Annotated in this window: 13 protein-coding genes; 6 read left to right on the plus strand and 7 right to left on the minus strand. The window is 72.1% G+C overall.

The window, feature by feature from the left end:
- The first annotated feature begins 57 nt into the window (after positions 1 to 57).
- Complete coding sequence (gene yicI, locus ACYVLT_RS07585; protein WP_461119401.1) at positions 58 to 2,364, plus strand: alpha-xylosidase; 2,307 nt, start codon at positions 58 to 60, stop codon at positions 2,362 to 2,364.
- Positions 2,365 to 2,456: 92 nt separating this feature from the next.
- Here yicI and ACYVLT_RS07590 read toward each other — a convergent pair whose 3' ends face one another.
- The 3 genes from ACYVLT_RS07590 to ACYVLT_RS07600 all read right to left on the minus strand — a co-directional run bounded on the left by ACYVLT_RS07590 (position 2,457) and on the right by ACYVLT_RS07600 (position 5,495).
- Positions 2,457 to 3,464 carry a LacI family DNA-binding transcriptional regulator gene (locus ACYVLT_RS07590; RefSeq protein ID WP_461119402.1) on the minus strand — a complete coding sequence of 336 codons (1,008 nt, stop codon included), beginning with the start codon at positions 3,462 to 3,464 and terminating at the stop codon, positions 2,457 to 2,459.
- Positions 3,465 to 3,607: 143 nt separating this feature from the next.
- A complete protein-coding gene (locus ACYVLT_RS07595; RefSeq protein WP_461119403.1) occupies positions 3,608 to 4,534 on the minus strand; it encodes an aldo/keto reductase in 927 nt (308 codons plus the stop codon).
- A gap of 19 nt (positions 4,535 to 4,553) precedes the next feature.
- The gene (locus ACYVLT_RS07600) at positions 4,554 to 5,495 is read right to left on the minus strand and encodes an aldo/keto reductase (protein ID WP_461119404.1); all 942 of its coding nucleotides are present in this window, start codon (positions 5,493 to 5,495) and stop codon (positions 4,554 to 4,556) included.
- A 46-nt stretch (positions 5,496 to 5,541) separates the two neighbouring features.
- Between ACYVLT_RS07600 and pdxR the strand changes: the two genes are divergently transcribed.
- The 5 genes from pdxR to ACYVLT_RS07625 all read left to right on the plus strand — a co-directional run bounded on the left by pdxR (position 5,542) and on the right by ACYVLT_RS07625 (position 10,370).
- The gene (pdxR, locus tag ACYVLT_RS07605) at positions 5,542 to 6,957 is read left to right on the plus strand and encodes a MocR-like pyridoxine biosynthesis transcription factor PdxR (RefSeq protein ID WP_461119405.1); all 1,416 of its coding nucleotides are present in this window, start codon (positions 5,542 to 5,544) and stop codon (positions 6,955 to 6,957) included.
- A 143-nt stretch (positions 6,958 to 7,100) separates the two neighbouring features.
- Positions 7,101 to 7,556: a hypothetical protein gene (locus ACYVLT_RS07610; protein WP_461119406.1), complete on the plus strand. Its 456-nt coding sequence runs from the start codon at positions 7,101 to 7,103 to the stop codon at positions 7,554 to 7,556.
- A 113-nt stretch (positions 7,557 to 7,669) separates the two neighbouring features.
- Positions 7,670 to 8,404, plus strand: coding sequence for a hypothetical protein (locus ACYVLT_RS07615; protein WP_461119407.1), 735 nt, complete (start codon positions 7,670 to 7,672; stop codon positions 8,402 to 8,404).
- Positions 8,405 to 8,479: 75 nt separating this feature from the next.
- A complete protein-coding gene (locus ACYVLT_RS07620; protein WP_461119408.1) occupies positions 8,480 to 9,328 on the plus strand; it encodes an alpha/beta fold hydrolase in 849 nt (282 codons plus the stop codon).
- Between the two features lie 55 nt (positions 9,329 to 9,383).
- Positions 9,384 to 10,370: an ATP-binding cassette domain-containing protein gene (locus ACYVLT_RS07625; RefSeq protein ID WP_461119409.1), complete on the plus strand. Its 987-nt coding sequence runs from the start codon at positions 9,384 to 9,386 to the stop codon at positions 10,368 to 10,370.
- On the opposite strand, the gene ACYVLT_RS07630 is transcribed toward ACYVLT_RS07625, so the two are convergent.
- From ACYVLT_RS07630 to ACYVLT_RS07645, 4 genes are all read right to left on the minus strand, one after another.
- Positions 10,344 to 11,612 carry an ABC1 kinase family protein gene (locus ACYVLT_RS07630; protein WP_461119410.1) on the minus strand — a complete coding sequence of 423 codons (1,269 nt, stop codon included), beginning with the start codon at positions 11,610 to 11,612 and terminating at the stop codon, positions 10,344 to 10,346. The two genes, ACYVLT_RS07625 and ACYVLT_RS07630, sit on opposite strands and share 27 nt — an antisense overlap.
- A gap of 21 nt (positions 11,613 to 11,633) precedes the next feature.
- Complete coding sequence (locus ACYVLT_RS07635; RefSeq protein WP_461119411.1) at positions 11,634 to 12,941, minus strand: cytochrome P450; 1,308 nt, start codon at positions 12,939 to 12,941, stop codon at positions 11,634 to 11,636.
- Positions 12,942 to 13,034: 93 nt separating this feature from the next.
- A complete protein-coding gene (locus ACYVLT_RS07640) occupies positions 13,035 to 13,616 on the minus strand; it encodes a DUF5655 domain-containing protein (protein ID WP_461119412.1) in 582 nt (193 codons plus the stop codon).
- 87 nt (positions 13,617 to 13,703) lie between these two features.
- A complete protein-coding gene (locus ACYVLT_RS07645; protein WP_461119413.1) occupies positions 13,704 to 14,495 on the minus strand; it encodes a helix-turn-helix transcriptional regulator in 792 nt (263 codons plus the stop codon).
- Positions 14,496 to 14,519 lie beyond the last annotated feature (24 nt).

The following is a 14,519-nucleotide window of genomic DNA, read 5'->3' on the forward strand; positions in this document are numbered from 1 at the left end:
CGTACCCGGGCTCGGAGGATCCCCCGCAGGCACCAGCCGCTACCGATTGGAGTTCGGGTGAAGTTCAGCAACGGGTACTGGCTGCTGCGTCCTGGGGTCGAGGCCGCCTATCCGGTCGAGGTGCACGACGTGACCGCGGGGACCGGGGAGGTGGTCGTGCACGCGTCGACCCGTCCGATCCGGCGCCGCGGCGACATGCTCAAGGGGCCGGTGGTCACCCTGGGCCTCACCTCGCCGATGGCGGACGTGATCGGCGTGCGGATCACCCACTTCTCCGGGGAGGTCGCGAAGGAGCCCGCGTTCGAGCTCGCCACCGACAGCGCGCACGAGGCGAAGGTGGTCGAGGACGACGCCGGGGTGGTGATGACCTCGGGCGCGTTGTCGGTCCGGGTGCACCGGGGTGAGCAGTGGCAGGTGGACTTCACCGCCGACGGCCGTGCGTTGACCGGCAGCGGGGTCAAGGGCATGGGCCTCATGACGGTGGACGGCACGCACCACGTCCGCGAGCAGTTGACGCTGGGCGTCGGCGACACCGTCTACGGGCTGGGCGAGCGGTTCGGGCCGCTGGTCAAGAACGGCCAGACCGTGGACATCTGGAACGCCGACGGCGGCACGAGCAGCGAGCAGGCGTACAAGAACGTCCCGTTCTACCTGACCAACGCCGGGTACGGGATCTTCGTCGACCACCCGGGGCACGTGTCGTTCGAGGTCGGCTCCGAGGCGGTGTCGAAGGTCCAGTTCAGCGTCGAGGGCGAGTCACTGGAGTACTTCCTGATCTACGGGCCCACGCCTCGGGAGATCCTGCGCAAGTACACCGCGCTCACGGGTCGACCCGCGTTGCCGCCCGCGTGGTCGTTCGGCCTGTGGCTGTCCACGTCGTTCACCACGGCCTACGACGAGCAGACCGTGTCCGGGTTCATCGACGGGATGCTGGAGCGCGACCTGCCGTTGAGCGTGTTCCACTTCGACTGCTTCTGGATGCGCGAGTTCCACTGGTGCGACTTCGAGTGGGACCCGCGCACGTTCCCGGACCCGGTCGGGATGCTGGAGCGGCTGCGCGCCCGAGGGCTGCGCATCTCGGTGTGGATCAACCCGTACATCGCGCAGCGGTCGCCGCTGTTCGCCGAGGGCAAGGCGAACGGCTACCTGCTGCGCAGGCCCAACGGCGACGTGTGGCAGTGGGACCTGTGGCAGCCGGGCATGGCGCTGGTGGACTTCACCAACCCGGCCGCCCGCGCCTGGTACGCGGCCAAGCTGGACGCGCTGCTGGCCCAGGGCGTGGACTGCTTCAAGACCGACTTCGGCGAGCGCGTCCCGACCGACGTGGTCTACCACGACGGCTCGGACCCGGAGCGGATGCACAACTACTACACCCACCTGTACAACAAGACGGTGTTCGACGTGCTGCGCAAGCGGCGCGGCGACCGCGAGGCGGTGGTGTTCGCCCGGTCCGCCACGGCCGGCTCCCAGCAGTACCCGGTGCACTGGGGCGGCGACTGCGAGGCCACCTACGAGTCGATGGCGGAGAGCCTGCGCGGCGGGCTGTCGCTCGGCCTGTCGGGCTTCGGCTACTGGAGCCACGACATCGGCGGCTTCGAGGGCACGCCGTCGGCGGCGTTGTTCAAGCGGTGGATCGCGTTCGGCCTGCTGTCCTCGCACAGCAGGTTGCACGGCAGCTCGTCCTACCGCGTGCCGTGGCTGTTCGACGAGGAGTCCGTCGACGTGCTGCGGCACTTCACGAAGCTGAAGCTGCGGCTGATGCCGTACCTGGACCGCGCGGCGCGGCAGGCCGCCGCCGAGGGCGTGCCGATGATGCGGGCGATGGTGGTGGAGTTCCCGGACGACCCCGGCTGCGCCCACCTCGAACGCCAGTACATGCTCGGTGACGACCTGCTGGTGGCGCCGGTGTTCTCCGACGAGGGCGACGTGTCGTACTACGTCCCCGAGGGTTCCTGGACCCACCTGCTGACCGGTGAGACCGTGCAGGGCCCTCGGTGGGTCCGCGACCGCTGCGACTTCCTCACCGCGCCGGTGCTCGTGCGCCCGGACACCGTCCTGCCGGTCGGCGCGGTGGACGACCGTCCCGACTACGACTACGCCGAGGGCGTCACGCTCCAGGCGTACCAGTTGTCCGACGGCGACCACGTGACGGTGGTGGGCGACACGACCTTCCGCACGCGTCGCCAGGGCGACGAGATCCGGGTCGAGGCCGAGGGCGCGCCGTCGCGGTGGCGGCTGCTGCTCGTCGGCGCGGGTGCGGTCGACGCCGTGGACGGCGGCTCGGTCGGCTCGCACCCCGACGGGGTGCTCGTCAGCGCCGAGAGCGGCGCCCTGACCCTGCGCGGGATCCGGTGGGGCCGTTAGCGGTCGCGTTGGGCACGCTCGCCGCGACCACCCCGGTGGTCGCGGCTACCGCGTGCTGATCCTCGTCAAGGGCTGGAACACGGGCCGGCACCTCAACGGCGTCGGCCCGCCACCACCGGACCGGTGCTGTCGCGGGCGGTCAGCCGGGGCGCCAGCAGCCGGACCTCGGGCTCGGCCTGGCCGTCGAGCTGACCCATCGCCAGTTCGACGGCCAGCCGCCCGAGCTCGACCGCGGGGATGTCGACCGAGGACAGCGACACGGCCTGCGCCTGCGCCACGTCGGGCGGGCAGACCGCCAGCACGGAGACGTCCTGCGGCACCCGCTTGCGCCGTCGGGCCAGTTCGGACAGCAGCGGGCCGAGGATGGCCTCGTTGTGCACCACCAGGCCGGTGACCGGGGGCAGTCCGTCCAGGCACTCGCGCAGGCCGTCGTAGGTGGGCACGCAGGCCAGCGCGGCCGCCTCGACACCGCGCCGCGCGGCGGTCTCCCGGAACCCGTCCAGGAAGCGGCCCGCGTAGCTGGTGCCGCGGTCGTAGACGGCGGGGGAGGGGCCGATGAGCGCGATGTCGCGGTGGCCCAGGTCGGCCAGGTGCGTGACGCACGCCGACCCGGCGGCGGCGAAGTCGAGGTCGACGCAGGTCAACTCCCGCGCGTCGGCGGGCACCCCGATCAGCACCGCGGGCGTGGCCAACTCGCGCAGCACGGGCACCCTCGGCTCGGCCGCTTCGACGTCCATCACGATGATCGCGTCCGCGAGCGAGGACGCCACGACCCGGTGCAGGCCTTCCGCGCCTTCGTCCGCGGTCAGCAGCAGCACGTCGTGGTCGTGGGCGCGGGCCTCGGTGACCGTGGCCGCGACGAACTGCATGACCACCGGAACGTTCAAGTCCGTGCGCAGGGGCACGACGAGGGCCAGCACGTTGGTGCGGTTGCTCGCCAGCGCCCGCGCGCCCGCGTTGGGGCGGTAGCCGAGCGCCCGGATGCTGTGGTTCACCCGACGCCGGGTCGTCTCCGAGATCGAGCGCTTGCCCGACAGCACGTACGAGACCGTGCTGGGCGAGACTCCCGCTGCCCGGGCGACGTCGGCGATGGTGACCATCGGACGATCATAATACGCCCGGTCCGGCGGCCCGGCCCGGCAAGTCCACAGTGGACCTCGGACGTCACGGCCAGGTGACCGCCGGGTGAACGACGCCTCTGCTCAGCACGTTCCGGTGATCCCGGGCCGCCGAGGACCAGGGGTCACACGGCGGCGTCGAGGCGTTCCCGTTGATCGCTGGTCAGCGCGAGCGACACCCCGGCGATCGCGTCGTCCAGCTGCTCGACGGTGCTGACGCCGACGATCGGGGTGGCGGCCGGGTTGCCGCCGGTCAGCCAGGCCAGCACCACCTGGTTGCGGTTCGTGCCGGTCTCGGCGGCGACCTCGTCCAGCACGGCCAGGCGTCGCGCGGTCCCGGCGTGGTCGTACGCCTCGGGCAGCGGCTTGTCGGCGCGGGTGTAGCGGCCGCTCAACAGCGGTGTGTACGTCCACAGCGCCATGTCCGGGTGGTGCTCCAGGTAGTGGATCACCTCGTCGGTGACCGCGCCGAACCTCACCACGGTGGGCAGGACTCCTGGCCGGGGCCGCAGGTACGTGTGGTGCTGCTGCACGGCGGTGAAGCCGGCACCGCCGTTCGCCCGTGCGATCCACCGGGCCCGTTCCACCTGCCAGACCGGGAAGTTGGAACACCCGAGCCGGCCGGCCAGGCCCGCGGACACCAGCCGGTCCAGGGCGGTGACCGTCTCCTCCAACGGCGTGTCCTGGTCGGGGACGTGCGCCCAGTACAGCTCGACGTGGTCGGTGCCCAGCCGCCGGAGGCTGCCCTCGATCGCACTCCCGACCACCCCGGCGGACAGACCTTCGGACCGTCCGCCCTCGCCCGGCGCGGCGCCGACCTTGGTGCTGATCCGGACGCGGTCGCGGACCCCGGGTCGGGCGGCGAGCCAGCGCCCGATCACCGTCTCGCTCTGCCCGCCGACACCGGAGGGGTCGACCCAGAACGCGTAGGAGTCGGCGGTGTCGATCCACCCGCCCCCGGCGTCCACGAAGCGGTCCAGCAGCTCGAACGACCGGCGCTCGTCGGTGGTCGTGCCGAACCACATCGCGCCCAGGGCCAGGTTGTCGATCACGCGTTCGTCTCCTGCTCCGTCACGCCGCGCCGTCGAGGCGTCGGCGCTGCTCGTCGGTCAGCGCGAGCGACACCCCGGCGATCGCGTCGTCCAGCTGCTCGACCGTGCTGACGCCGACGATCGGCGTGGCGGCCGGGTTGCCGCCGGTCAGCCAGGCCAGCACCACCTGGTTGCGGTTCGTGCCGGTCTCGGCGGCGACCTCGTCCAGCACGGCCAGGCGTCGCGCGGTCCCAGCGTGGTCGTACGCCTCGGGCAGCGGCTTGTCGGCACGGGTGTACCGGCCGCTCAACAGCGGTGTGTACGCCCACAGCGCCATGTCCGGGTGGTGCTCCAGGTAGTGGATCACCTCGTCACCGACCGCGCCGAACCGGTGCACCACGGTGGGCTGCGTGCCGGGCAACGGGCGCAGGTACGTGTGGTGCTGCTGCACGGCGGTGAAGCCGACGCCGCCGCTGTCCCGGGCGATCCGCCGGGCCCGTTCGACCTGCCAGACGGGGTAGTTGGAGCAGCCCAGCCGACCGACCACGCCCGCGGCCACCAGCTCGTCGAACGCGCCGACCGTCTCCTCCAGCGGCGTCACCGGGTCCGGCTTGTGCGCCCAGTACAGCTCGACGTGGTCGGTGCCCAACCGCCGGAGGCTGCCCTCGATCCCGTTCTTCACCACCCCGGCGGACAGGCCCTCGGCGGTCTCCGGGAACCGGCCCGCCTCGGTCGGCTCGCAGCCCACCTTGGTGCTGATCCGCACCCGGTCGCGGACCCCCGGCCGGGCGGCCAGCCAGCGGCCGAGCAACGCCTCGCTCTGCCCGCCGAAACCGGACGGGTCCTCCCAGAACGAGTAGCAGTTCGCGGTGTCGATCCATTCGCCACCCGCGTCCACGAAGCGGTCCAGCAGCTCGAACGACCGGCGCTCGTCGGTGACCGTGCCGAACAGCATCGCGCCCAGGGCCAGGTTGTCAATCATGGCGTTCACGCTAGGCGGAGGCGGATCGGCATTACGCTCCAATCCCGTGGCGGTTTCCCGGACCAATTTCGCGTGGGCGACGTTGTTGGACCTCGGCGCGCCGGAGCGCGGCCGCCGGCACGACCGCGTGGCGCACGCGCTGCGCACCGCGATCCGGGACGGTCGCCTCGCGGAGGGCGCCGCCGTGCCGCCGAGCCGGGCGTTGGCCGAGGACCTCGGCTGCTCGCGCTGGGTCGTGACGGAGGCGTACGGGCAGCTCATCGCCGAGGGCTACCTCTCCGCCCGGGTGGGTTCGGCGACGCGGGTCTCCTGGTCGCCGGAGCCCACGCCGACGAGACCGCGCGAGCGCCGCGCACCGGCACGGCCGCCGATCCGGTACGACCTCGCGCCCGGCCTGCCCGACCTGCGGGCGTTCCCGCGCCGCCGGTGGGCCGACGCGGTGCGCGCGGTCATCGGCTCGGCGGTGCACTACGACCTCGACATCCCCGACCCCGCCGGGCACGCGGTGCTGCGCACGACCATCGCGCAGTACCTGCGGCGCTCACGCGGCGCGGACGTGCAAGCGGCGTCCGTGTCCGTGTGCGCCGGTGTCACCGACGGCCTGGTGCGCACGTGCCGCGCACTGCCGGTGGAAGGGATCACCGACGTGGCCGTGGAGCACCCGGGGTGGGGGCGGCTGCGGGACGCGGTGACGAGCGCCGGCCTGCGCGTGCACCCGATCCCGGTGGACCAGGACGGCCTGCGCGTGGACGAGCTGGCGCGCACGCCCGCACGGGCCGTCGTGGTGGGCGCGGCACACCAGTTCCCCACCGGCGCGGTGCTCTCGCCGGAGCGCCGGGCCGGGCTGCTGCGCTGGGCCCGCGAGGTGGACGGCTTCGTGATCGAGGACGACTACGACGCCGAGTTCCGCTACGACCACCACCCGGTGGCCGTGATGCAGGGGCTCGACCCGGGCCGCGTCTTCCTCCTCGGCTCGGTCAGCAAGACGCTGTCGCCCGCCCTGGGGCTGGGCTGGCTGGTCGCGCCCGCCGCGATCACCCCGGCACTGCGCGCGGCGAACCTCGTCGCCGCCGCGCCGCCGGTGCTCGACCAGCTCGCCCTGGCCACGTTCATCGACCGCGGCTGGTACGACGCCCACCTGCGCGCGTCCCGCCGCCGCTTCCGCACCCGCCGCGACCTGCTGGTCCGCACGCTGGCCGAGCTCGTGCCGGAGGGCCGGGTCGCCGGCACCGCCGCCGGCCTGCACGTCCTGCTGCACCTGCCCGACGGCACCGACACCCGCCACGCGGTCCGCGCCGCGGCCGCCGCCGGCCTGCGCCTGGTGGACCTCGACGACTACCGCACGAGGCGGTCGCCGGGACGTGCGCTCGTCCTCGGTTACGGCAACATCGGCGACACCGAGATCCTGCCGGCCGTCGCGTTGCTGCGCGACGCACTGGCCGCGCCGCACCGGCGAAAGTGAGCGTTGGATCCCGATGCCCCTTGACCCGGGCAAGATCACCCGTTCGGTCGTGCCTCCCTCGGTAACGGAACGATAACATCCGTCCGTTGGTCTGATTCGGGGGACCACTCCAAGGGGGAAATGTGAGATCACAATCGCGCACCGTGGTGGTGCTGCTAATGGCGCTTGTCAGCACTCTGCTGGGGAGCCTGCTCAGCGCCGGGCAGGCGTCGGCGCAGACCCGGGCGGCGGCGGTCGGGCCTGCGGACATCGATCGCGTGACCGCGGTGCCCGCCAATGGCAGGGTCACCTGTTACGGCTACACCGGTACGTTCAAGGTCGGCACCAATGTCATCGTCGTGAACTGGGCGAGCACCAGTGACGAGTGCTTCGGCATCGCCACCGACCGCACGATCTGGCACGCCTGGCCCAACTCGGACGGTTGGCATCGGATGCCCGGCGGCGGTTATGCCGACTCCATCGCCTACCTCCGGTTCCTGGAGAACCCGGACCCGGACATCAAGTTCCGGAGAGTCGTGGTCTACACGGTATCCAGCGACAAGTTCTGGTGTCAGGAATACGTCATTCCGCGTTGGGACGGCTACTGGTTCGAGTGCTGACGATCGAACAACACCCTGGGACCGCGTGGGCTGGAGGTGAGGGCTGGGCGGCGGATCGTCACCGGGTGTGGTGGGAATGGTGACGTTACGCTGATCTCCGGAGGTGGTGCGGGGTGCGGCTGCCGTTCGGCGTGCACAGTTCGGTGCGCGCCGAGTTCGAGCGACGCTGGTCGAGGGTGCGGCCGTCGGTGTGGCTCGGGTTCCTCGGGCCACCGCTCGTCAGCCTGGCGGTCGCACTCCTCGCCCCGTGGTCCGGCACCGTCCTGCCGGGGTGGTTCCTGCTGCTGGTCGGTACGGCTGCACCGATGTCGTTCCTGGTCCGGCGGGTCTACCTGCACCGGCCCGGTTGGTGGGCAGGGCTCGTCGCGTACGCCGGCGTGGCGCAGGCGCTCGGCGTCGGCCTGCTCACCTGGAACCTGGTGCTCGCCCTGCCGACCGTGATCGCCACCGCGGTCGCGGCCGTGCTGGTGACCAAGGCCAAGGGCGTGCTGCTGGACGTGGCCGGCGGCGCGATCGCCGGGACGACGCTCGGCGTGCGCAGCGAGTCGCGCCAGGTGCGCAACGCCACCGGCCACCCCGTGCCCGCCCACGCCACCCTCGACGGCGAGCTGGTGCGCTGGCACGTGGCCACCGGACCGTCCACCCCGGACCTCTCCGGCGGCGAGCTGCCGCTGCGCCGGGTCACCGACGTGTGGGTGGCCGAGACGCGCGCCGTGCCGGGAGGCGAGGTGGTCGTGGTGCGCGCCGACGGCCGGGACGTCGAACTGGTCGTCGGCCACCCGCACGACTTCGCCGCGCTCCTCGACCGGCGGCTGCGGCTGCTCCGCCTGCCCGACTGGTCGCGGTGATCGGCGCGGCGCGTGACGTCCGCCCTTGTTACTCGTTGGTCAAGTAGACGTCCGACGACGGAAGGGGCAGCGGCCATGGCGACCGAACGGTTGCGGCTGGAGGACGGCACGGAGCTGAACGTGGCACGCAGCGGCCCGCCCGACGCCGAGGTGACCGTGGTGCTCGCCCACGGCTACGCGCTGGACCAACGCAGCTGGCACCGGGTGGTGGCGGTGCTGCCCGCGACCGTGCAGGTGATCGCCTATGACCACCGCGGTCACGGCGCGTCGTCGCCCGCCGACAAGGAGACCGCGTCGATCGAGCAGTTGGGCGACGACCTCGGCGAGCTGGTCGAACGGCTGGTGCCCGCCGGGCGGGTGGTGATCGCGGGTCACTCGATGGGCGGCATGGCCGCGATGGCGATGGCCGAACGCCGTCCCCGCCTGTACCGGCAGCGGGTGGCGGGCGTGGTGTTCGTCTCGACCGCCGCCACCGGGCTGGCGGAGACGTCGTTGGCCTGGCCCAAGGCGTTGGGCAAGCTGGTCCGCGAGCTGGAACGCGCGTTCGGGCCGATCGTGCGCGCGGTGCGGGAGAAGATCGAACCCGCCAAGACGGCCGGGTTGCGCTGGTGGCTGTTCGGCGACGAGCCGCGCAAGGAGGACGTGGACCTCACCGCCGACATGGTGTGGTCGCACTGGCCGGAGACCATCGCGTTGTTCCGGCCGGCGGTCGACCGGTACGACCGCGAGGCCGCGCTCACCGTCGCGGGCGAACGCCCGGTGATCGCCGTGGTGGGCGACGAGGACCGGCTCGTGCCCGAGTCCAACGCCAAGGCGCTGGCCGCCGCGGTGGGCGGGGAGTCGGTGGTGGTCGAGGACGCGGGTCACATGCTGCCGCTGGAAGCACCCGCCGAGGTGGCGGCCCGGATCATGGAACTGGCCTGACGCGTCAGCCCGGCGGGGGATCACAGCCGCCGGGATCGGCACCATACTGGGTTTCGTGGCCGACGCGATCGTCGTGGAAGGGCTCGTCAAGCGCTACGGGAAGGTCGTCGCCCTCGACGGCTTCGACCTGACCGTGGCCGAGGGCACCGTGATGGGCCTGCTCGGGCCCAACGGCGCGGGCAAGACGACCGCCGTGCGGGTGCTGAGCACGCTCCTCGAACCGGACCGCGGCCGGGCGACGGTCACCGGGTTGGACGTGGTGGCCGATGCCAAGGAGCTGCGTCGTCGGATCGGGTTGTCCGGTCAGTACGCGGCGGTGGACGAGAACCTGACGGGGTTCGAGAACCTGGACATGGTGGGTCGGTTGTACCACCTGGGCAGGAAGCGGAGTCGGGAGCGGGCGCACGAGTTGTTGGAGCGGTTCGACCTGGTGGAGGCGGCGGACCGGTCGGTGAAGGGTTACTCGGGGGGTATGCGTCGTCGGTTGGACCTGGCGGGGGCGTTGGTGGCGAAGCCGCGGGTGTTGTTCCTGGACGAGCCGACCACGGGGTTGGACCCGCGCAGCCGGTTGGGGATGTGGGACGTGATCGGTGAGCTGGTCGCGGGTGGCACGACGTTGCTGCTGACCACGCAGTACCTGGAGGAGGCCGACCGGCTGGCGGACCGGATCGCGGTGATCGACCACGGCCGGGTCATCGCCCTGGGCACCGCGAACGAGTTGAAGGACCAGGTCGGCGGCGAACGACTGGAGCTCACCGTCGGCTCGTCGGCCGACACGGCCACCGCCCGCTCCGCCCTCGTGCCGGTCGCGCTCGGCGAGCCGGTGGTGGACGAGCGGGCGCGGCGGTTGACGGTCCCGGTCAGCGGTGGGGCGGAGGTGCTGGTCGAGGCGGTCCGGCTGCTCGACGCGGAGTCGGTGCACGTGCTCGACATCGGCCTTCGCCGCCCCACGCTCGACGACGTGTTCCTGACGTTGACCGGACACGCGGCCGAGGAAGAGGACGAGGACGGCGGGTCAGGCGGCGCGCGGCGGCGTCGATGACCGGCCGACCTCCTGGAGGTCCACCTCCTCCGAGAACCGCCGCACCGTGCCGTCCAGCACGTTGAGCGACATGAGCGGGAACGCGAAGTCCGACGCGGCGTAGATGCCGTGCCGCTGCTGCACCGCGAACACCGCGTTGCCGAACTCCGCCATGTCCAGCCGGTTGCCCGGTCCGGCGAACTCGGCGACCACGTCGGCCATGTCCTGGATGAACGCCTCCCGGTCGACCGACGAGGTGTCCACCGCGCTCTCCAGCACGATCTCGCCGCACCGGCGGCCGTCGCCGAACACCAGCCGCATGAAGAACTCGCCGATCAGGTCGCGCACCCGGTCGGGCAGCCGCACGCAGTACCCGGCGTCGAGCACGACGACCCGTTCGTCCCGGGTCAGGTAGATGTTGCCGGGGTGCAGGTCGCAGTGCACGAAGCCGTGCGTGAAGAACATCTGGCGCACCGCCGTGAGCGTCCGGCCGGCCAGCCGCACCCGCGTGTCGTGCGGCAGTTGCGCGGGGGTGTTCGCGTCGAGGTCGGGCACGTACTCGAACACCAGGCAGTCCGTCGTGGACAGTTCGTGGTGGACGGACGGCACCACGATCTCCGGCACGCCTGCCAGGCACTCGCGCAGAGTCCGCGCGTTGGCCGCCTCCTGCCGGAAGTCGAGTTGGCCGAGGATCGCCCGGCTCATGTAGCCGACCAGGTCCGCGAGCGGCATGCCGCGCAGCTTCGGCGCTTTCTGCGCGAGGCGGACCACGCCTCGCAGCAGCGCCAGGTCGGCGCGCATCACCGCGTCGATGCCCGGCCGCTTCACCTTCACCGCGACCGGCGTGCCGTCGTGCAGCGAGCCCCGGTACACCGACGCGATGCTGCCACTGGCCAGTGGCGTGGTGTCCACCTCGGCCAACGCCGCGACGCCCGCGTCCCGGAGCACCCGGCGGGACCGGCGCGGCGACAGCGGGCGGACCCGGTCGTGCAGCCGTCCCATCTCCTCGCACAGCTCGGCGGGCATCGTGTCGCGGCGGGTGCTGGAGATCTGGCCGAACTTCACGAACGTGGGTCCGAGCGCTTGCAGCGTGCGCACCAGCAGGCGGTAGCCGTTGCGGCGCATGCCCGCCCGGCCGCCGGTGACGAGTCCGGACAGGACGATCGGCACCGCGAGCAGCGCGGCGCACAGGACCGTCGCGAAGATCCGCGCGGAGCGGGCGACCAGGCGCGGCGCGGACACGCGCGGGTTGTCATCGGTCACGGGAAACCCTCCTGGACGAGGTCATCGCCGGCGGCGGTAGCGGATCACGCAGGGCGACGCGGGTTTGGTCACGCCGAGGTCGAAGTCGGGGCGCGGCGTGCGGGGCAGCGGGTCGAGGTCGTACTCCCGCAGCAGCGCGCCGAGGAGCACCTTGACCTCGTTGGTGCCGAACGCCTGCCCGGGGCAGCGGTAGAAGCCGCCGCTGAACCCGATCATCGCGTGCGGGTGGCGCTTGTCCTCGGCGCGGTCGGGCGCGAACCGGTCCGGGTCGTAGCGCTCGGGGTCGGTGAACACCTCGGGCAGCCGGTGCGAGACGCCGGGGCACAGGATCGTCTGCCAGCCGCGCGGCGCCCGGTAGCCGCCGACCTCGTAGTCCACGGTGTTGGTCCGGGCGTAGTGGCTCATGACCGGGTGCAGCCGCACGGACTCCTTGAACGCCCGGTCCAGCGGCCCGGGTCCGCGCCCGCCGCCGGCCTTCAGCTCGGACACGACCGAGTCCCGGTGGACGGGGTGGCGCAGCAGGTCGACCAACGTCCAGGCGGCCTGGGCGGCGGTGGTGATGTACCCGGTGAAGATGGTGCACAACGCCATGCCGACCTGCGCCTCGCCGCCCTCCGCGCGCAGGTCCGGGTCGTCCACCAGGGTCTGGAGGAAGTCGTCGTACCGCCCGGGGTGGCGCCGCCGCTCCGCCAGCACCGGCCTGAGCATCTCGGTGAGCAGTCGCTTCGCCCGGTCGCGGCGGTGGAACTTCGGCAGCGGCAGGTTGGGCGGCAGGATGAACTCCATGCCGCGGGCGAGGTCGACCAGCAGCGGCCGGAACTCGTCCACCCGCGCGTGGATCTCCGGCCCCATGAGCGCGGCGGCGGCGATCCGCATCACCAGCGGCTCGAACGTGTCCCACAGCTCGAACTCGCCCCGGTCGCCGAGCCCGTCCAGCCACGCGTCGACCTCGGCGGACATGACGTCGGTGTAGTGCCGCAACCGCCCGCCCTGGAACGCCGACTGCAACAGCGACACGTGCCGCCTGCGCCGGTCACCGTCGGTCGACGCCATCATCACGTCGCCGAACATGGGCACCACGAACCGGTACAGCTCCGGCACCGACAGCGTCCGGTCGACCTGCTTGAAGTAGAAGTCGTGGTGCTCCGGCCCGATCAGGACCACACCGCGGTGCGGGCCGAGCCGGATGCCGAACACCGGGCCGAATTCACGGTACCCGCGCAGGAAAACACCGAGGTGGTCGCGCTTCCACTCAAGCAGGCTGCCGAGCAGCGGCAAGCCTTTGATCATCGGTGGGGTCGGCAGTTCCGCGAGTGTCGTCTCGGTCATGGAAACCTCCGTCGCCGGACAGCCGAACGCTATCGGCGGTGCCGGCCGGGCTTCTTCTCCGAGATTGCGGTGACCGCGCGTGCCCCGGGTGGATCAGCTGTTCTCGCGGTAGCACTCCTTGAGCAGCCGCTTGAATTCGGCGTCCACCTCGTCCGGTGACTCCAGCGCGATGCGCACGTTGCCCTTGTCGAGGCTCTTCGCCGACAGCAGTCGGCCGCCCGGCGTGCGCCCCGGAAGGTGCAGCCCGACGTCCACCCGGCTCTTCGTGGTCGCTTTCACGATGGCGAAAGTGCGTTTCGGCGAGACGAGCGAGACGTAGGTCTTGCGGGCCTGCACGACGGTGTCGCCGACCGAGTACGCCGCGTCGAGCACGGCGTCGCAAATGGGGCGCAGCTGTTCCCGATCGGCGTACTGGGCGTCGATCAGCTCGGCCGGGTCGGTGAGCATGAACTCGGGGTAGCCGTGCCGTTCGTACACCAGCAGGTCCTGTGAATAACCGCCGACGCCCTGTTCGGTCAACCACTTGCGCAGCGCGGGTTCACCCGAGGGGTCCTCCTCGCGCACCTTCTTGTTCCATTCAGCCAAGGACGCGCCGGTTTTCGCCTTCAAGCGCTCGGCGGCCTCGTCCATCATGGCTTTCCAGCCGCGGATCTCGCGCTTGCCGCGTTTCGCCATGGGGTGCTCTCCTTTCGGTGATCACCACGCTAGTGACGCCGGTGACGGACGGCAACGCGGACCGCCCGGCTCTCACCCGGCTGCCGCTCACCCGGCCGGTTGACGGGCCGCCGGGACCGCCGGGGCGCTCGCGGCCCGGCGTCGCGCGGCGGGTCGGCGCGCGGGCACGGGCAGGGCCAGCACGACCGGCGGATCGGTGGGCCGGGGCTCGCGCAGCACGATCCGGAACGGCGCCGCCCGGCCGCACCGCACCCGCACGGTGCCCGGCGTCGAGCCGACCAGGCGGCACGATCGCCGGGGGTCGAGGGACTCGGCGAGCGTCACGCCGGAGGTGAACTGCACGCACAGCACGTGGTGGTCGCCGTCGGGCGCGGGCGGCAGCCGCACCGGGCCGGGTCCGGCGGTGACGGTGCACGTCAGCGGCGTGCCCTGGGGTATGCCGTTGGTGAACGCACCGACGAACAGGATGCCGTCGGCGGCGCTCTCGACCACTCCGTCGAGACCGCCCGGGGCGGCCTCCGCGTGGTCACCGGCCGGGCCGTGCGGGTCGGGCAGGCCGGGGACGCAGTCGACCAGCGAGCGGTCGCCGTGCCGCTGGACGACGAGCCGGAACTCGCGCGGCGACACACCCACGAGCCGGGTGAACTGCGTGGTGAACGTGCCGGAGCTCAGGTAGCCCACGCTGGCGCAGATGTCGCTGACCCGGAGCCCGGAGTGGATCAGCAGGCGCTGCGCCTCGGACATGCGCAACGCGGTCAGGAAGCGCGCCGGCGTGGCCAGGGTGACCTCGCGGAACACGCGGTGGAAGTGAAAGGGGCTGAGCAGCCCGGCGTGCGCGTGATCGGTGAGCACCTGGGGGTCGCTGAGGTTTTCCCGCATCCGCTGCACCGCGCGTTCGACCGC

It is taken from the genome of Saccharothrix stipae (assembly GCF_054781895.1).